Annotated in this window: 18 protein-coding genes; 7 read left to right on the top strand and 11 right to left on the bottom strand. The window is 66.2% G+C overall.

Annotated elements, in window-relative coordinates:
• Positions 1-22: 22 nt before the first annotated feature.
• Positions 23-1,255, top strand: coding sequence for a tyrosine--tRNA ligase (tyrS, locus tag RR928_RS03400; RefSeq protein WP_332533864.1), 1,233 nt, complete (start codon positions 23-25; stop codon positions 1,253-1,255).
• Between the two features lie 3 nt (positions 1,256-1,258).
• On the opposite strand, the gene RR928_RS03395 is transcribed toward tyrS, so the two are convergent.
• On the bottom strand, positions 1,259-2,236 hold the full coding sequence (locus tag RR928_RS03395) for a LysR substrate-binding domain-containing protein (protein WP_332533865.1): 978 nt from the start codon (positions 2,234-2,236) through the stop codon (positions 1,259-1,261).
• Positions 2,237-2,417: 181 nt separating this feature from the next.
• Between RR928_RS03395 and glmU the strand changes: the two genes are divergently transcribed.
• Together glmU and RR928_RS03385 are read left to right on the top strand one after the other, a co-directional pair.
• Positions 2,418-3,854 (top strand): bifunctional UDP-N-acetylglucosamine diphosphorylase/glucosamine-1-phosphate N-acetyltransferase GlmU, encoded by a 1,437-nt coding sequence (gene glmU / locus RR928_RS03390; RefSeq protein WP_332533866.1) that lies wholly within the window; start codon positions 2,418-2,420, stop codon positions 3,852-3,854.
• Positions 3,851-4,663, top strand: a complete 813-nt coding sequence (locus RR928_RS03385) for a sensor histidine kinase (RefSeq protein WP_332681510.1) — start codon at positions 3,851-3,853, stop codon at positions 4,661-4,663. Before glmU ends, RR928_RS03385 begins: the two co-directional genes overlap by 4 nt.
• An 8-nt stretch (positions 4,664-4,671) precedes the next feature.
• Here RR928_RS03385 and RR928_RS03380 read toward each other — a convergent pair whose 3' ends face one another.
• Positions 4,672-5,151, bottom strand: a complete 480-nt coding sequence (locus RR928_RS03380) for an Lrp/AsnC family transcriptional regulator (protein WP_332533868.1) — start codon at positions 5,149-5,151, stop codon at positions 4,672-4,674.
• Positions 5,152-5,294: 143 nt separating this feature from the next.
• On the opposite strand from RR928_RS03380, the gene glmS reads away from it, so the two are divergent.
• Positions 5,295-7,202: a glutamine--fructose-6-phosphate transaminase (isomerizing) gene (glmS, locus tag RR928_RS03375; protein ID WP_332681508.1), complete on the top strand. Its 1,908-nt coding sequence runs from the start codon at positions 5,295-5,297 to the stop codon at positions 7,200-7,202.
• A gap of 4 nt (positions 7,203-7,206) precedes the next feature.
• Here the strand turns inward: glmS and RR928_RS03370 are convergent, their stop codons facing one another.
• Genes RR928_RS03370 through RR928_RS03355 form a run of 4 tightly spaced genes read right to left on the bottom strand, consistent with a single transcriptional unit; the run spans position 7,207 to position 10,431 of the window.
• Positions 7,207-7,608: a RidA family protein gene (locus RR928_RS03370; RefSeq protein WP_332533870.1), complete on the bottom strand. Its 402-nt coding sequence runs from the start codon at positions 7,606-7,608 to the stop codon at positions 7,207-7,209.
• Positions 7,598-8,734 (bottom strand): alanine racemase, encoded by a 1,137-nt coding sequence (locus RR928_RS03365; protein ID WP_442881419.1) that lies wholly within the window; start codon positions 8,732-8,734, stop codon positions 7,598-7,600. Before RR928_RS03365 ends, RR928_RS03370 begins: the two co-directional genes overlap by 11 nt.
• Positions 8,735-8,747: 13 nt before the next feature.
• Positions 8,748-9,740, bottom strand: coding sequence for a tripartite tricarboxylate transporter substrate-binding protein (locus tag RR928_RS03360; RefSeq protein WP_332533872.1), 993 nt, complete (start codon positions 9,738-9,740; stop codon positions 8,748-8,750).
• 22 nt (positions 9,741-9,762) lie between these two features.
• Positions 9,763-10,431, bottom strand: a complete 669-nt coding sequence (locus RR928_RS03355) for an HAD family hydrolase (protein ID WP_332548225.1) — start codon at positions 10,429-10,431, stop codon at positions 9,763-9,765.
• A 73-nt stretch (positions 10,432-10,504) separates the two neighbouring features.
• Between RR928_RS03355 and RR928_RS03350 the strand changes: the two genes are divergently transcribed.
• The gene (locus RR928_RS03350) at positions 10,505-11,404 is read left to right on the top strand and encodes a LysR family transcriptional regulator (RefSeq protein WP_332533873.1); all 900 of its coding nucleotides are present in this window, start codon (positions 10,505-10,507) and stop codon (positions 11,402-11,404) included.
• Between the two features lie 11 nt (positions 11,405-11,415).
• Here the strand turns inward: RR928_RS03350 and RR928_RS03345 are convergent, their stop codons facing one another.
• From RR928_RS03345 to RR928_RS03335, 3 genes are all read right to left on the bottom strand, one after another.
• Positions 11,416-13,227: a sensor histidine kinase gene (locus tag RR928_RS03345; protein ID WP_332533874.1), complete on the bottom strand. Its 1,812-nt coding sequence runs from the start codon at positions 13,225-13,227 to the stop codon at positions 11,416-11,418.
• A 437-nt stretch (positions 13,228-13,664) separates the two neighbouring features.
• Positions 13,665-14,363 (bottom strand): response regulator transcription factor, encoded by a 699-nt coding sequence (locus RR928_RS03340; RefSeq protein WP_332533875.1) that lies wholly within the window; start codon positions 14,361-14,363, stop codon positions 13,665-13,667.
• Positions 14,364-14,470: 107 nt separating this feature from the next.
• Positions 14,471-15,373, bottom strand: a complete 903-nt coding sequence (locus tag RR928_RS03335) for a LysR family transcriptional regulator (RefSeq protein ID WP_332533876.1) — start codon at positions 15,371-15,373, stop codon at positions 14,471-14,473.
• Between the two features lie 110 nt (positions 15,374-15,483).
• Between RR928_RS03335 and RR928_RS03330 the strand changes: the two genes are divergently transcribed.
• Both RR928_RS03330 and RR928_RS03325 read left to right on the top strand, forming a co-directional pair.
• Positions 15,484-16,113: an RraA family protein gene (locus RR928_RS03330; RefSeq protein ID WP_332533877.1), complete on the top strand. Its 630-nt coding sequence runs from the start codon at positions 15,484-15,486 to the stop codon at positions 16,111-16,113.
• A 23-nt stretch (positions 16,114-16,136) separates the two neighbouring features.
• Entirely contained in the window at positions 16,137-17,105 is a 969-nt protein-coding gene (locus tag RR928_RS03325; protein WP_332548224.1) for a Bug family tripartite tricarboxylate transporter substrate binding protein, read from the top strand.
• A 26-nt stretch (positions 17,106-17,131) separates the two neighbouring features.
• Here the strand turns inward: RR928_RS03325 and RR928_RS03320 are convergent, their stop codons facing one another.
• Both RR928_RS03320 and RR928_RS03315 read right to left on the bottom strand, forming a co-directional pair.
• Positions 17,132-17,350, bottom strand: a complete 219-nt coding sequence (locus RR928_RS03320; protein ID WP_332548223.1) for a hypothetical protein — start codon at positions 17,348-17,350, stop codon at positions 17,132-17,134.
• Positions 17,326-17,589, bottom strand: a 264-nt coding sequence (locus tag RR928_RS03315) for an SMI1/KNR4 family protein (RefSeq protein WP_332548222.1), incomplete at its 5' end; no start/stop codon positions are given. The genes RR928_RS03320 and RR928_RS03315, both read right to left, overlap by 25 nt.

The raw sequence follows: 17,589 nt of genomic DNA, 5'->3' as shown, positions 1-17,589 counted from the left end.
CCCAGCATCGAAAAAAACCCTTATGAATCAACCTGCTGTTACAACATACCCAGTCACCGAAGCGGTAGGACAAGCGCTCGAAATCACTTTGCGCGGCGTCGAAGAGCTTCTGCCCCAGGAGGAATGGACGCGCAAACTCGCGCGCTCGGCGGCCACCGGCGTGCCTTTGCGGGTGAAACTGGGTCTTGATCCTACGGCGCCGGATATTCATATCGGTCATACGGTGGTGCTCAACAAGATGCGCCAGCTGCAAGATCTGGGCCACCAGGTGATCTTTCTGATCGGCGACTTCACCACGCTGATCGGCGACCCCTCGGGCCGCAACTCCACGCGCCCGCCGCTGACGGCCGAGCAGATCAAGATCAACGCCGAAACCTACTACCGCCAGGCGGCGATGGTGCTCGATCCGGCACGCACCGAAGTGCGCTACAACAGCGAATGGTGCGACAAACTGGGCGCGCGCGGCATGATCGAGCTGTCGGCCAAGTACACCGTGGCGCGCATGATGGAGCGCGACGATTTCCACAAGCGCTTCCATGGCGGCCAGTCGATCTCGCTGCACGAATTCCTCTACCCGCTGCTGCAGGGCTATGACTCGGTCGCGCTCAAGGCCGACCTGGAGCTCGGCGGCACGGACCAGAAGTTCAACCTGCTGATGGGCCGCCATCTGCAGCAGGAATACGGCCAGGAGCCGCAGTGTGTGCTCACCATGCCGCTGCTCGTGGGCCTGGACGGCGTGGACAAGATGTCCAAGTCCAAGAACAACTACATCGGCATCACCGAGGAAGCCAACACCATGTTCGCCAAGGTGCTGTCGATCTCGGACACGCTGATGTGGGACTGGTACACGCTGCTGTCGTTCAAGAGCCTGGCCGAGATCGCCGCGCTCAAGGCCGAAGTCGCGGGCGGGCGCAATCCCAAGGATGCCAAGGTCATGCTGGCCAAGGAAATCACCGCGCGTTTCCATTCCGCCGCTGCCGCCGATGCCGCGGAGCAGGACTTCATCAACCGCAGCAAGGGCGGCGTGCCCGATGAAATCCCCGAAATTGCGCTGTCCGGCGCACCGCTGGGCATTGGTGCGCTGCTCAAGCAGGCGAATCTGGCGCCATCGAGCAGCGAAGCCAACCGCCTGATCGACGGCGGCGGCGTGCGCGTCGATGGTGCGGTGATCAGCGACCGCGGCTTGAAGCTCGATGCCGGCACTTTCGTGGTGCAGGTCGGCAAGCGCAAGTTTGCGCGCGTGACCCTGGGCTGATATTCAGGGCGTGCCCATGGCCGCGCGCGTCAGCGCGGCCTGGCCGCGCAGCCAGTCGCAGAAGGCCTGCACTTCGGGACGCGGCGCGCTGCGCGGGCCGGGCAGCAGCCAGTAGGCCAGGGGCGAGTCGAGCCGGTGCGCGGGCAGCACTTCGACCAGATCGCCGCTGGCCAGCGCGTCGGCCACCAGCGGCAGGCGCGCGATCGCCAGGCCCTGGCCGGCAAGCGCGGCCTGCACGATCTGGTGGGCGTAATTGAAATAGAGCCAGCGCGGCGGTTGCAGTTGCGCGCAGCCGTGCGCATGGAACCAGCGCTGCCAGCCCAGCCAGGCAAGCTGCGGAAGGCGCTGGGCGTCGCCGGTCTCGATCAGCGTGAAGCGCGCGGCATCGGCCGGCGTGCGGATCGCGGGCTGGCTGCGCAGCAGCCAGGGGCTGGCCACGACAGCCAACTGTTCGCCGAACAGCCGCTCGGCACCCACGCCCTCGGGCGCGCGGCTGTAGCGCAGCGCGAGATCGACATCCGTGGTCTCCATGTCCATCACGGTGTCCGAGGTGTCGATGCGGATGTCGATGTCGGGAAATTCGCGCTGAAAGGCTTCGAGCCGCGGAATCAGCCACATGGCCGCGAAGCTGGCCCAGGTGGTGATCGCCACGCTTTTGCGCCCCGCGGTCTGGCGCAGCTGGCGCACCGCGGCGTCAATACGCTCCAGCCCCGGCGCGACCGCGCGCAGCAGGTGCACGCCGGCGCTGGTGAGCTCCACGGCGCGCGTGTGGCGCAGGAACAGTGCCACGCCCACCTCGTCTTCGAGGGCCTGGATCTGTCGGCTCACGGCCGACGGCGTGAGCGCCAAGGTGTCGGCGGCGGCGCGGAAATTCAGGTGCTCGGCCGCGGCCACAAAGGCCCGCAGATGGCCTGCGGCCACGGCGCGCGTGCGCAGCGGCAGTGCGGCGGCTGACGATGCGGGGAGCGGTGAAGAGGACATGGACAGCTCCAGGGCAGGAATGCGGCGGCAAAGGACTGCCGGTGTCGCACTGAAATGTAAAAGATATTTGTTTGCCGTTACCTGGGGTTGCCGCTGGTATGTGCGGGCAAGGACCGGGCGCGATAATTCGGCACCATGTCTGTGCCTCTGGCGCATTCTTACGATCACGACAAGCAATCAAATGACAGTATCACTGGACCTCATCATCATGGCCGCGGGCAAAGGCACGCGCATGAAAAGCCGTTTTCCCAAGGTTTTGCAACGCCTCGCGGGCCGGCCGCTGCTGCAGCATGTGCTGGACCAGGCTGCGCACCTCGGAGCGCGCAGCGCCGTGGTGGTGACCGGTCATGGTGCGGCTGAAGTGGAAGCCGCGATTTCCGCGGCAGCCTATGCGCGCCCAATGGGCTTTGCGCTCGATTTCGTGCGCCAGGAACCCCAGCTGGGCACGGGGCACGCGGTACAGCAGGCGGTGCCGCTGCTGCGTGACGACGGCGTCGCCGTGGTGCTGTCGGGCGACGTGCCGTTGACCGAGGCCGCAACGCTGCAGGCCCTGGTCGACGCCGCAGGCAGCGACAAGCTCGCGCTGCTGACCGTGACCCTGCCCGACCCCAGCGGCTATGGCCGCATCGTGCGCACGCCGGCGGGCGCGGTCCAGGCCATCGTCGAGCACAAGGATGCGAGCGAGGAACAGCGCCGCATCACCGAAATCTACAGCGGCATCATGGCCGTGCCCGCGCGCCTGCTCAGTGCCTGGCTGGCGCGCCTGACCAACGACAATGCCCAGGGCGAGTACTACCTGACCGACATCGTGGCGATGGCCGTGGCCGACGGCGTGGCCGTGGTCGCGCATTGCATCGATGACGCGCTGCAGGTCGCGGGCGTCAACAGCCCGGTGCAGCTGGCCGAACTCGAGCGCGCCCACCAACTGCGCCAGGCGCATGCATTGATGGAGCAGGGCGTGCGCCTGGCCGATCCCGCGCGCTTCGACCTGCGCGACGACCAGCGCAGCGGCGCGCGCGCGGCGCTCACCTGCGGCCAGGACGTGGAGATCGATGTCGGCTGCATCTTCAGCGGCGCGGTGACGATTGGCGCGGGTGCGTCGATTGGCGCGCATTGCTGCATTGCCAACGCCACCATAGGCGCGGGCGCGGTGATCCACCCCTATACCCACATCGACGGCGAAAAGCTGGGCGTCACGGTAGGCGAAGGCACGCTGGTCGGCCCGTTCGCGCGCCTGCGCCCCGGCGCCCAACTGGGCCGCGAAGTGCATATCGGCAACTTCGTCGAAGTCAAGAACAGCACGCTGGCCGATGGCGCCAAGGCCAACCACCTGGCCTATCTCGGCGATGCGACGGTGGGTGAGCGCGTCAACTATGGCGCCGGCAGCATCACGGCCAACTACGATGGCGTCAACAAGCACCGTACGGTGATCGAGGCTGACGCGCACATCGGCAGCAACTGCGTGCTGGTGGCGCCGGTCACGATAGGCGCGGGCGCGACCATCGGTGGCGGCTCGACCATCGCCAAGGATGTGCCGGCTGGCACCTTGGGTGTGGGGCGCGGCCGTCAGGCCAATATCGCTAACTGGAAACGACCGAGCAAACTTCCCAAACCATGATGCCCGACCCTGCTCCCAGCGCTTCTGCGGACAGCGCGCTTGCGACCGATCTGCCCCAGGCGCTGGCCTTGCTGGCCCAGCGCGAGCAGGAGCTGGCCGCGCTGCGCGCCAGCCACGACGATTGGCTGCGCGCGCTGTCGCACGATCTGCGCGCGCCGCTGCGCCACATCACTTCGTACACGCCCCTGCTGCGCGAAACCCTGCATGTGGCGGGCCTGCAAGGCGCGGATGCGCAGGAGGCCGAACAGTTTCTTGGCGTGATGGAGCAGGCGGCGCGCCGCATGGGCGGCATGCTCGATGGCGTGCTGCAGGTCGCGGGAATGCTGCGCGAGCCGCAGCGCCGCCAGAGCGTCGACCTGGCGCAGATGGCCGCCGAAGTCCGCGCGGCGCTGCTTGCGGCCGAACCCGCAGGGGAGCAGGTGCAGTGGGAGCTGCCATTGGCGCCCGTGCCGCTGCAGGCTGCGCCCGAATTGCTGCGCCCCATGCTGGCCGCGCTGTTCGACAATGCATTCAAGTTCTCGCGCGGCCAGCCCATGCCGCGCATCAGCCTGCAGGCGCAGGCGCTGCCCGGCGGCGCCTGGCGCTGGCAGGTGCAGGACAACGGCGTGGGCTGCGACGGCGCGCGCGCGGGCCAGGTGTTCGGACTGTTCCAGCGCCTGCACCGCGAGTCCGAGTTCGACGGCGCGGGCGTGGGGCTGGCGGTCGCGCAGACCGCGGCGCGACTGCAGGGTGCAGACATTGCGCTGCACAGCGCGCCCGGCCAGGGCTGCACCGTGACCGTCGACTGGCCGGCTCCTGCCGCCGGGTAAATCCGCGCTCAGCGCAGGGGGGCCAGCGGAATCTTGGTCTCGAACTTGGCGCGCTTGGTGGCGAAGAAGGCGCGCACGTTGCGCACATTGCTGTCCTGCGTGAACAGCCTCTGGGTCAGAGCCAGGTAATCGGGCATGTCGCGCGTCCAGGTGGCGAGCATGAAGTCGGGGCCGGGGGACACACGCCAGCATTGCTGCACGGCATCTTCGGCCACGGCGCGGGCCTCGAAGCGGTCCAGCGCCTGCGCATCCTGGCGGTCGAGCGTGACTTCCACCCAGGCCGTGAGGCCGTGACCGGCGAGCGCTGCGAGGCGCTCGGGCTGCAGGAAGGCGACCTGGCGCTCGATGATGCCGTCCTCGTGCAGACGCCGCACGCGGCGCAGGCAGGTGGGCGGCGACACGTTGACGCGCTCGGCCAACGCCTGGTTGCTCAGGCTTGCATCCCGTTGCAATAAATCCAGCAGTTGCAGGTCGATTTCGTCGATCATTTATTTTGAAGTTTGCATGAATATGAAATTTAATTTCTCCACTGGCAGTTCGAGAAATTAAGTTTCATAAATTGTTGAATATCAACTGAATATTTCTTGGTTGTCAGCATAGCATCGCCAGTCTTTCTTCAGGAGCATTCCTTATGTGTGGCATCGTCGGCGCCGTTTCCCATCGCAACATCGTTCCCGTACTGGTGCAGGGCCTGCAACGGCTCGAGTACCGCGGGTATGACTCCTGCGGCGTCGCCGTGCATGCGCTGGATGCGTCCGGCGTGCGCAGCACCGGCCTGCAGCGCGCGCGCAGCACGGCGCGCGTGGCCGAGCTGCTCGAGCAGGTGCAGACCGAGAACCTGCAGGGCTTCACGGGCATCGCCCACACCCGCTGGGCGACCCATGGCGAGCCGGCGGTGCGCAACGCCCACCCGCATTTCAGCTTCGGCCCGGGCGAGGCGCTGCCGGGCCAGCCGGCGCGCGTGGCGCTGGTGCACAACGGCATCATCGAAAACTACGAAGCGCTGCGCACCAGCCTGCAGGCCAAGGGCTATGTGTTCGTGAGCCAGACCGACACCGAAGTCATTGCCCATCTGGTCGACAGCCTCTACAACGGCGACCTGTTCGAAGCGTTCAAGGCGGCGGTCGCCCAGCTGCACGGTGCCTACGCGCTGGCCGTGATGCACAAGGACGAGCCCGAGCGTCTGGTCAGCGCGCGCGCGGGCTCGCCGCTGATCCTGGGTGTAGGCGAAGGCGGCGAGCATTTCGTTGCCAGCGATGCCATGGCGCTGGCCGGCGTGACCGACCAGATCGTCTATCTGGAAGAAGGCGACATGGTCGACCTGCAGCGCGGCCGCTATTGGCTGTTCGACAAGGCTGGCGAAGCGCTGGGCGCCGAGCAGCGCCCGGTGCGCACCGTGCATGCGCACAGCGGCGCGGCCGAACTCGGCCCCTACCGCCACTACATGCAAAAGGAAATCTTCGAGCAGCCGCGCGCGATCGCCGACACCATAGACGGCGTGCTGGGCATCGTTCCCGAGCTGTTTGACGGCGCCTGCGTGCACGGCAAGACCGGCGCCGCGGCCTGGCGCGTGTTCAAGGAAGTCGACAATGTGCTGATCCTGGCCTGCGGCACCAGCTACTACAGCGGTTGCGCGGCCAAGTACTGGCTCGAAGGCATTGCGGGCATTCCCTGCCAGGTCGAAGTCGCCAGCGAATACCGCTACCGCACCAGCGTGCCCAATCCGCGCACCCTGGTCGTGACCATCAGCCAGTCGGGCGAGACCGCCGACACGCTGGCCGCGCTGCGCCATGCGCAAAGCCTGGGCATGCAGCACACGCTGACGATCTGCAATGTCGCGACCAGCGCGATGGTGCGCGAATGCGAGCTGGCCTACATCACGCGCGCCGGCGTCGAAATCGGCGTGGCCTCGACCAAGGCCTTCACCACGCAGCTCGCGGGCCTGTTCCTGCTGACGCTGGCGCTGGCGCAAAGCAAGGGGCGCCTGACCGAGGAAGACGAAGCGCGCTACCTCACCGCCATGCGCCACCTGCCCGTGGCGCTGCAGGCGGTGCTGGCGCTGGAGCCGCAGCTGATCAGCTGGGCCGAGGAGTTCGCGCAGCGCGAGAATGCGCTGTTCCTGGGGCGTGGCATCCACTACCCGATAGCGCTCGAAGGCGCGCTCAAGCTCAAGGAAATCAGCTACATCCATGCCGAAGCCTATCCCGCGGGCGAGCTCAAGCACGGCCCGCTGGCGCTGGTGACCAGCGCCATGCCCGTGGTGACGGTCGCGCCCAACGATGCGCTGCTCGAAAAGCTCAAGAGCAACATGCAGGAAGTGCGCGCGCGCGGCGGCGTGCTGTACGTGCTCGCCGACGCCGACACGCATATCGCCAGCGCCGAAGGCATGCATGTGATCCGCATGCCCGAGAACTACGGCGCGCTGAGCCCCATCCTGCATGTCGTGCCGCTGCAGCTGCTGGCCTATCACACTGCCTGCGCGCGCGGCACCGACGTCGACAAGCCGCGCAATCTCGCGAAGTCGGTGACGGTGGAGTAAGTCCTCAGGCGAGCGCGACGGCTTCCATCTCGACCAGAAAGCCGAAGTGCAACGGCCCCGTGGGCACGACCGCGCGGGCCGGGCGTGAGGCGCCGGCCCACTCGCGGTACAGCGCGTCGAAAGCCGGCCAGTTCGCGATGTCGTCCACATAGACGCGCACCTGCAGCAGCCGCTCGACGCCGCTGCCCGCGGCATGCAAGGCCTGTTTGACGTTCTCCAGCACCTGCGCGGCCTGGATTTCGAACGCGGCGTTCACCAGGCGCTCGCCCTGCGGCGTGATCGGCAGCTGCCCGGCGATGAACACCAGGCCCGCGCCGCTGCACGCATGGCTGTAGTGGCCGCCGGGTGGGGCGAGCATTGGGGCCTGGACGTAGACCGGCGCCGCCAGATCTATTTCACCAGCCATGGAAGCGCTCCCAGGTGCGCAGCGTGCCGTCTTCGGCCAGCGCGTGGTATTGAGGAAACTGCGCGCCGGTCGCGCAGGCATGGTTGGGCAGCACGCGCAGCCGCGTTCCCATGGGAAAGCGGTTGACGATGTCCGTGTCCGGCGCGCCTTGCGCCGACAGGATGCCGTGCTCCTGGTTCGCGCCCGACAGCAGATAGCCTGCGAGCGGCTGGCCGTCGAGTGTGCAGACCTGGCCGTAGCCGTAGTCGCGCTGCTGTTTCGAGGTGCCGCGGTCGCGGCTCATGGCCATCCAGCCGGCGTCGACAATCGCCCAGCCCTTGTCGGCCTGGTGGCCTATCACCGTGGTCAGCACGCTCAGCGCGATGTCCTCTTCGCGGCAGACGCCCACGTTGCGCATCACCAGATCGAAGAGCACATAGACGCCGGCGCGCAGCTCCGTCACGCCTTCCAGCGATGCGGCTTCGAGCGCCGTGGGCGTGGAGCCCACCGAGACGATCTCGCAGGGCAGGCCGGCCGCGCGCAGGCGCTGGGCGGCGCGCACGCAGCCCGCGCGCTCCTGCTCGGCCAGCTGCGCAATCGCGGCTGGCGTGTCGAGTTCATAGCTCGATCCAGCATGCGTGAGCACGCCCGCGAGATGCATTCCGCCGCGATGCAGTACCCGGCCGACGTCCAGCAGCGCGTCCTCATCCGGCTTGATTCCCGAGCGGTGGCCGTCGGTATCGATTTCGATGAGCACCTCGAACGCATGCGCATGCTGCCTGCCGAAGTCGGCGATGGCCTGGGCGCCCGCGACGCTGTCGGTCATGATCTGCAGCCCGCAGCCGCGCGCGCGCAGATCCAGTGCCTGCGCGAGCCGGTGGGGCGCCATGCCTACGGCGTAGAGGATGTCGGTCTCGCCCTGGGCGAAGAACTGTTCGGCTTCCTTGAGCGTGGAGACGGTGATGCCGCTGGCGCCGGCGGCGCGCTGCGCGGCCGCGACTTCGGCGCATTTGGTGGTCTTGACATGGGGGCGAAAGCGCACGCCCAGCGCGTTGGCGCGCTGCTGCATGCGCGCGATGTTGCGCTGCATCTTTTCCAGCGAGATGATGGCCGCAGGCGTATCGAGGGTGGTGAGATCGTTGTGCATGGGTGTCATGGGTTCAGTCGAGGTATTCGCTTCTGGCCTTGAGGGCCGGAACGTCTTCGCGCAGGCCGCGGGCAATCAGTGCCGACACCGCCGCGGAGGTGGCTTGCTGCGGCCGCGGCAGATCCACGCCCAGGGCTGCCATCTGCTTGCGCAGCGCGGCGTCGGCGACCGCGTGCTGCAGCGCCGCGGTCAACTTCGCCACGACGGGCTGGGGCGTGGCGCGCGGCGCGAAGAATGCGTTCCAGGAGCGGATGTCGAGCGCGTAGCCGGCTTGTGCCGCCGTGGCGACGTTGGGCAGTTGCGCCAGGCGGGCATTCGACAGCACCGCGATGGGCTTGATGCGCCCGCCCGCGAGCTGCGGCAAGGCCGTCGTCGTCTGGTCGCACATGAAGTCGGTCTGGCCGCCCATCAGGTCGTTCATTGCGGGCGCCACGCCTTTGTATGGGATGTGCGTGACGTTCCGGCCCAGCGCCGACAGCAGCAGCACGCAGCCATAGTGCGAAATGGAGCCCACGCCCGCGCTCCCGTAGGACGCCTTGGCTTTGTTCTGCGCGGCCCAGGCGACGAACTCGCCCAGGTTGGCCGCAGGCAGGTCGGCGCGCGCCAGCAGCACCATCGGCGAGGCGCCCGCCGGGCCTATGGGAACGAAGTCCGCGACGGGGTCGTAAGCCAGTTTCTTGTAGAGCGCGACGTTGGCCACATGCGTGCCTATGCCGCCAAAGGCAATGGTGTAGCCGTCGGGGCTGGCCTTGATGGCCTTGGTGAGGCCGATCACGCCGTTGGCGCCGCCCAGGTTCTCGATGACGATCGATTGGCCCAGATGCTCGGCCATCTTGTGGGCCACCGAGCGCGCCAGCGCGTCGCTCGGGCCGCCGGCCGGAAACGGCACGATCAGCGTCACGGGACGCGCGGGAAAGGCGGGCTGGGCCCAGCTCGCGGGCGCGGCCAGCAGGCTCAGGCTGGAGGCCGCGGCAAGCAGGGCCGCGCGCCGGATGCGGTCGTTCATGGTGGACTCCTCGGTGGATTGCTCAGGCCTGGAAAGTCCGCAGCCAGGGCAGCGCGCTCTCCAGCGTGGGGGATTCGATGTCGGCCAGGGGCGCACCCTGGGGCCTGGCCAGGCCCACGCGGTTGTGCCAGTAGGTGCGCAGGCCGACGCTGGCCGTGCCGAACATGTCGTAGCCCGAGCCGGCTACAAAGGCCGCGTCGGCGGCGTTCACTTCCAGCCGCTGCAAGGCCAGCTGGTAGGGCCGGGGATCGGGCTTGTAGAAGCCCGCTTCCTCGGACGTGATGACTGCATCCCAGGCGATGCCCAGTCGCTGCGCGGCGCGCTCGCCCAGGTCGCGCGAGCAGTTGGTCACCACGGCCAGCTTGCAATGCGGCTTGAGCGCCTGCAGCAGTTCCCGGGCGCCGCTCCAGACGGGCAAGCCGTCCCACTGGTCTTCGAGGGCCTGGGGCGCGCTGGCGGGCAGGCCCACATTGGCCGCCGCCTGACGCACCAGTTCTTCGTAGGGAACGTAGGCGCCGCAGCCATAGGTCAGGCGCAGGTATTCCGCGCGCCAGGTGCGCCCCGCGGGCTCGGAGCCCGCGGCGGCGTTCCATACGCTCCAGGAATCCAGCAAGGCCGTGAGCAGGTCGAACAGCACGGCGCGCGGATAGCGGTCGCCAGCGGCAAAGGAGGGGGATGAGGTGTTCTGCATGGATCTACTGTAGGCTTCGATCCTGGTCTCTGGTTTTCACTCTTTCATCATCAATCGTTAAGCACAGCTGAATATGCAGATCGACGATCTTCGCCTTGCTGCAGCGCTGCTGCGCGAGCGTTCCCTGAGCGCCGCCGCGCGCTCGCTGGGCGTCACGCCCCCGGCCCTGTCGATGCGCCTGCGCAAGCTCGAGGCCGCGCTGGGGCTGGTGCTGGCCAACCGCACGGCGCGCAAGCTGCAGCTGACTTCCGAAGGCGAACGCTTGGGCCGCGAGGCCTACGAACTGCTGCAAAAGCTCGACGGCCTGCGCGAATCGCTGCAACGCGACGACCAGCAGCTGACCGGAACGCTCAGAGTCTCCGCGCCTTTCGGCTACGGCCGCACCCATGTCGCTCCGCTGCTCGCGCGGTTCTCGCGCCTGCACCCGAGCCTGCGCCTGCAGCTCGATCTGCGCGAGACGCCCTGGCCCGACCGGCACGACGCCGATGTCGTGGTGCATGTGGGCACGGTGCGCGACTCATCGTGGGTCGCGCACCCGCTGGCGACCAACGAGCGCTGGCTCTGCGCCAGCCCCGCATACCTGCGCGAACATGGCAGGCCGCGCAGTCCGCAGGACCTGGCCTACCACTCCTGCATCTGCATACGCGAGAACGACGAGGACGTGACGCTGTGGCATATGCGCCCGGCCGAAAGCGGGCGCAAAGGCGAGACGCTGCGCGTGCATCCGGCGTTCGTGACCAACGACGGCAGCGTCGCGCGGCAGTGGGCCGAAGACGGCATGGGCCTGGTGCTGCGCTCCGAATGGGACGCCGCGGCCGCCGTGGCGGCCGGGCGGCTGGAGCGCGTGATGCACGATTGGACTTTCGGTGCGGCGCCCGTGATGGTGCTGGTGCCCACGCGCAAGGGCCGCAGCCCGCGCACCCAGGCTTTCGTCAACTTCCTGCGCGAAGCGGCGCGGGAAAAAGAGGGCTGAAGCCGGCCATGCTACTCGGCGCGTAACGCGGGCTCGCGGCCCAGGCTGGCACGCACCACGCTGCGGCCAGCCCGGGACTCGAGGTGCAACTGGCCGCCCAGTCGGGCGATGCGGGCCTGCATGGAGGACAGGCCTATGCCGCTGGCCTCGTGGCTCACGGTGGCGATGTCGAAGCCCACGCCGTTGTCGCGCACTTCCAGCGTCAGCGCGCCGTGCGCGTCCGCCTCCAGCTTGATGTCGACTTCGGTTGCCGCGCTGTGCTTGAGCACGTTGGACAGCGCTTCCTCGAGCAGGCGCGTGAGTTCCAGGCAGACCGCGACGCTGGGCGGCTCGGGCCATTCTGGCAGGCATGACCAGTGGCTGGTCACGTCGAGTTCATCGAACAGCGTGGAAAAGCGGTGGCGCGTTCGTGCCATCCACTCGGCCGGTGTCGCGGGCGTGTCTGCGGTGGCGGTGCGCCCGCCGTCCATCACATTGCGCAGATCATCGCGCAGCGACTTGAGCGTGGAGACATGCCGCGCCGCTTCGGCATGGCCCTGGGCATCTGCGCTGTGCTCGGCCTGGACGATGGCCCGCACCAGCGCACTGCCGAAGCCGTCGTGCAGATCGTGAATGAACTGCAGCCGTTCCTGCAGGCGCGAATTCGACAGCGCGAGCTGGTGTTCCTTGCCCATCGTGGTTTCGAGTTCTAGGCAGGCCTTCTCGACCGCGGCCGTGAGTTCCACATTGAAGCGTTCGGTGCGGCGCATGCTGGCCGCGATGCGCGAACTCAGCACGCCGGCGATCACGATCATCGTGAGCAGGTTGGCGTAAGGCGTCAGCATGAGGGCGTCTGATGCCCCGAGGTTGAAGGTGTACATATCGTGCAGTGCGATGAACACGAACCCCAGGCCCACCAAGCAATAGAACGCATCTTCTCGCTTGCGGCTGCGCCAGGCATGGATCAGCGGGGCGCAACACGCCCAGACAAAAACCAATATGTGTGTATCCCAGGCCAGCTGCGTGGTGGCCGCCAGATGCCTTTCCGGTACCAGCGCCACCAGCAGCGACATGCCCAGCGTCAGCGCGATCAGTGCGCGTTTCTGCCAGCGTGGCTGGGTACGTTCCTGAAACTGGTAGCTGAATATGCAATAGAACGCGCAGAACGCCATGAATGCGATGGTGTTGGCCCGCGCCACGCCCACGGTATCGCCAAATGGCCAGGGATCGGTGGCCACGATGTTGTAAAAAAACACGACCCATGCGAAGTTCAGCAGCGAGAACCAGCCATGCACGGATTGCCTGCGGTAGAGAATCCAGATGCCGGCAAACAAGCCCGCGATGCACAAGGACGCAATGATGTTGATCACATAGACCGTGCGGTGTGACCAGTTGATCTTTTCGAAATACGCGAGCATCGGCGCGGCGGGACCTGTCATGACCATGCCCAGGCCTGGCTTGACGACGGCCCGACCCTGGATACGGATCCATATCGCGTTGTCGGAAGGCCGCAGTGCCGATTCGGGCAGGATCCAGTACCGGGGAATGTTCCAGCTTCTCGACAACGGCTCCTGCAGGCTGGCATCGCGCCACAGCAAGGTGTCGTTCAAAAAGATTTCACCGGCCATGTTGATCGATTCGGTGATCAGCGCCACGGGCTCGTCGCGCGCGCCCGTGGCGCCGCAGTCTTCGCGCAGCATGATGCGGTACCAGACCGTGCCGCTGTAGTCGGGCCAGCGCAGGGTCCAGGTGTCGGGCAGCGTCACCGGCTCCCAGCCCTCAGTGGGGCGCGCGGATGCTCCGGGCAGTTCCTTGGCGGCGTGCACCGCCCCAATGGTGGGCATGCAGGTCTGAGCCCAGGCGGATTGGAGCAGACTGCATGCCAGCAGCGCTATGGTGAGCAGCAGCGAGCGCAGTGCGGATTGCCTTGCCGGCCGGGGGGGAGGCCGTGCAAACACGCTGCGTGGATGGTTCGAGAGCGCGACAAAAATTTCAGGGGTCGATAAATGCGCGTGATATGACATTCAACGGTGTAACGAAGATAAATAGAAGTTCTGTAATTCCCTTCCATTTGACTTCTCGTCGACGAACAACGCAAGATACTCGTTGCGTCAAGGTCGCCATAACCCCAGGCGCGAGGATCTGAGGGTATCCCCGAGCTTGTCTTTTTCCCGCCGCAGCGTAGATCGAATGTTCAGTCGGTGAAGGCACCAAGACGCGCCGGCGCCCGCTGCCAGGGTGCGAATGAACCGGCTTTAGGCGCGGTTCGGCAGACGGGCCGCTATTTGAGCAGGCCGCGCAGGCGTCCTTCGTTGATGGCCTTGGTTCGCGAGGACACTTCCAGCTTGCGGTAAATGTGCGTGATATGGCATTCAACGGTGTAGCGCGAGATCTGCAGGTGTTCCGCGATATCCCGATTGGACTTGCCGTCGGCGACCAGCGCCAGGATTTGTGCTTCGCGTGCTGTCAGTACGCTGGGGGGCACGACGCGCGCGGGCCCGGTGTCTGCGCTCTCTTCTTTTGCCTGCGGCAGCTCGGCCAGGATATGCCGGGCTATGAAGGGATCGATGGGTGCGCCGCCGCGCAGCACGCTGCGTATCGACAGCATCACTTCCAGGTCGTCGCGTTCCTTGAGCAGGTAGCCGGTGGCGCCCGCATGCAGCGCGCGCAATATCGTTTCCTGCGTGCTCCAGGCGGAGATCACGAGAATGCTCAGAGACGGGTCGCTCTGGCGCAGTTCGGCGATGAAATCACAGCCGTTGCCATCGGGCAGGCCCAGATCGACCAGGGCCAGCGCGAAACGCTGCGCTGCCGCGAGCCGGCGGGCATCCGCGAGCGTGCCGGCAACACGAATGACTTCGGTGGTATAGCCCAGATCGCGCATGATCTTGAGCAGGCGTTCCTGAATGGGGAACTCGTCTTCCACCAGCAGCACAGGGCTGGGAAGTATTTGCGTGGCCGGCAGCGCGTTCTTGGACATGGTTTGGGAGGGCTGAAAGCGCGAGGAAATTACCGCGTACTGTAGCGCGAGGACAGGCCGCAGCGCCATACTTGAAAACCGTTAGTTTCACTGCATTCCAGGGCGCATCAGGTCAGAAAACTGGTGCTGAAGTCACAGCATGCCTGGGCCGAATGCGCGAGTTGCCTGAAAAGTTCGCTCTGCAGTTCCTGGCGGTACAGGATGTCGTAGATCACGGGATCGTTGCGCAGGCCGGTATCCACCGGTACCAGGCGAGCGGCTTCGATTTCGCGCCGCAGGTAGCCCGTGGGCAGAAAGCTCACGCCCTGGCCCGCGAGCGTCATTCCGACCAGCGGCAGCAGGCTGTTGGTGCGCAGCACCTGGTGGTGGCCCAGATGCGTGCTGCCCGCCAGATATCGCTCGGTGATGAAACCCAGGCCCGAGCCGTTGCCCTGCATCAGCAGCGGCGTATCCCAGGGCGCGTCGGCGCCGCGGCGTGCGAGCTGCGCTTTGACTGCGGGGCTCGCTAGCCATTCGAATTGCGCCTGCCCGAGCTCGCAGCGCACAAATCCCGGCTGCTGCGCAAACCGCGGGATCACGATCAGATCGAGCAGCTGCGCGTCGGCCTTGGCCAGCAGGTCATGGGAAAAATCCACATGCGGCCTGATGGAGAGCTGCGGAAACTGCGCATGCAGCGCGATCAGGTACTGTGAGAGCCAGGTCGATGAGACCAGTTCGGTCACGCCGATATTGATCACGCGGTTGATGTGTTTGGGGTCGACCAGTTCGTCCATGAGCGCCTGGCGCTGGCGCAGCAGGGCTTGCGCGCCCTGCGCGAGCATCGATCCCTTGGCGGTCAGGCGCACCTTGCGCCCGCTGCGGTCGAACAGGCTCTCGCCGACGATCTGTTCGATCTCCTTGATGCGCTTGGAGATGCCGGCCTGCGTGGTGTGCAGCTGCTCGGCGGCGTTGACGAAGCTGCCGGTTTTCGCGATCCAGTAGACCGCTTCGATCTGTTTGAAGGTGAACAACGCAGGTCTCCCCATCCATAGCTTTTGGTTGTTGTACTTGCGGATTAAATATCACTTTTTATTATTCCGTTCCGTGGGTAGATTCGGCGCTCGAGACAACGGGGCTGAACATGACTGATACGGAAATTTTGGAAGCGCTGGCGCGGATTCCCACCTCCCATCTGAGCGACAACCTCGATCGGCTGCAAGGCATTGCCGGACTGCAGCGCTACCACGGCAGCAAGAAGCTGATCGGGCGCGCATTGACGGTGAAAGTCCGGCCCGGCGACAACCTGTGGATCTACAAGGCGCTGACGCTGGGACAGCCCGGCGATGTGCTGGTGATCGACGGCCATGGCGAAACATCGAACGCGCTGGTCGGCGAGCTGATCATGCTCTACGCGATTCAGCGCGGCTTCCAGGGTTTCGTCATCGACGGCGCGGTGCGTGACTGCGCGGCGTTCCTCGACGCCGGCTTTCCCTGCTATGCGAGGACGATCAACCACAAGGGACCCTACAAGCTCGGTCCGGGGCAGATCAACGTGGCCGTCAACGTCTGCGGCCAGGTCGTCAACCCCGGCGACTGGGTGGTGGGCGACGAAGACGGGGTGGTGACTTTCGCTCCCGACTTGGCGCAGGAGCTGATTGCCAAGGCGCTGGCCACGGCGCAGAAGGAGCGCGGCATCAAGGAAGAAATCAGCAACGGGCAGCTGTACCAGAAGTGGCTTTTCGACACGCTCGAAAAGAACCAGCTGGTCTGAACAAAAACAAGGGAGACAAGACAATGATCAAGCAATTCAAACCGCTGGCGCTGGCCGCCGCGCTGGCGCTGGGCGCCCATGGCCTGGCGCAGGCACAGAACTTCCCCACCAAGCCGATCAAGATCGTCGTGCCATGGGCGCCGGGAGGCGCGACCGATGTGATCGCGCGCGTGCTGGGCCAGAAGCTCGGCGAGCGCCTGGGCCAGCCGGTGATCGTGGAGAACAAGGCGGGCGCGGGCGGCAATATCGGCACCGCGGCATTCATCCGCGAAGCGGCCGACGGCCACACGCTGCTGATGGGCACCAGCAGCACCAACGCCATCAATCCCAGCCTGTACAAGGATCTGCCTTTCGATCCCGTCAAGGATTTCACGCCCATCATGCTGGTGGCCACGGTGCCCAACGTGCTGGTGGTTCCGGCCCACTCCAGGTTCAACTCCGTCGACGAGCTGGTGAAGGCCGCCAAGGCCGAGCCCGGCAAGATCTCCTATGGCTCGGGCGGCAATGGCTCGTCGCAGCATATCGCGGCCGCGATCTTCACCAAGGTCACGGGCAGCAACCTGATGCATGTGCCCTACAAGGGCTCGGGCCCGGCGGCAGCCGACCTGATGGCCGGCCATATCGGGCTGATGTTCGACACCGGCTCCGTGGGCCATATCAAGGGGCAGAAGCTCAAGGCCCTGGCCGTGGCTTCGAGCCAGCGCGTTCCTGCGCTGGCCGATGTGAAGACGTTCGAGGAACTGGGCTACAAGGGCGTGCAGGCCGCGGCCTGGTACGGCTTCTATGCGCCCGCCAAGACGCCGGCGAATGTCGCCGACCGGCTCAACAAGGAGCTCAACGCCGTGCTGCAGGATGCCGAAGTGAAGAAGCGCCTCAACGACTACGGCGCGATCGTCAACGGCGGCGCGCGCGAGGAGTTCGCACGCTTCACCGGCGCCGAGATCGAGCGCTATCGCAAGATCATCCAGGACGCGAAGATCGCCATCGAGTAAGCGCGCAGCGTGCCGTAGGCTCAGCGCTAGTGAAAGAGCGCGGCCAGCGCATCGAGGAAGTGGAATTTCTGCGGCCGCAGGGTGTTGAAGCTGCGGCCGCCATCGTCCTCCTGCTGGAAGTGGAAGTTTCCCGCAGCGAGTTCGGCCAGCATCCAGCCGACAAACGCATGGATGCTAGGCGCCACGGCAATCTTGCGCTCTTCGTCGCGGCCGAAGCTGATCACCTGGCCATAGGTGCCCTGCACATCCTTTGCACGCGCGCCAGCGGCAGAAAGCTCAGGCCGTACCAGGGGCCGGTGTTGATCGCCATCTGCTGGCCATCATGCCAGCGGTAGAGCTGCAGGAAATCGGCGCGCAGGCGCAGGCCCAGCGCGCTGGCGAATTGTTCCAGCGCGGCGGCCGTGGCCCCGGGGTTCAAGTCTTCGGCCACTTCCGGGAGGTGGGTCTCGAGCCAGGCTTCGAGCGCATCGAGGGTCTGCATGGG

It is taken from the genome of Comamonas sp. (assembly GCF_036666375.1).
Classification (GTDB): Bacteria; Pseudomonadota; Gammaproteobacteria; order Burkholderiales; family Burkholderiaceae_C; genus Comamonas.
This window is presented reverse-complemented; position numbering and strand designations above follow the sequence as displayed.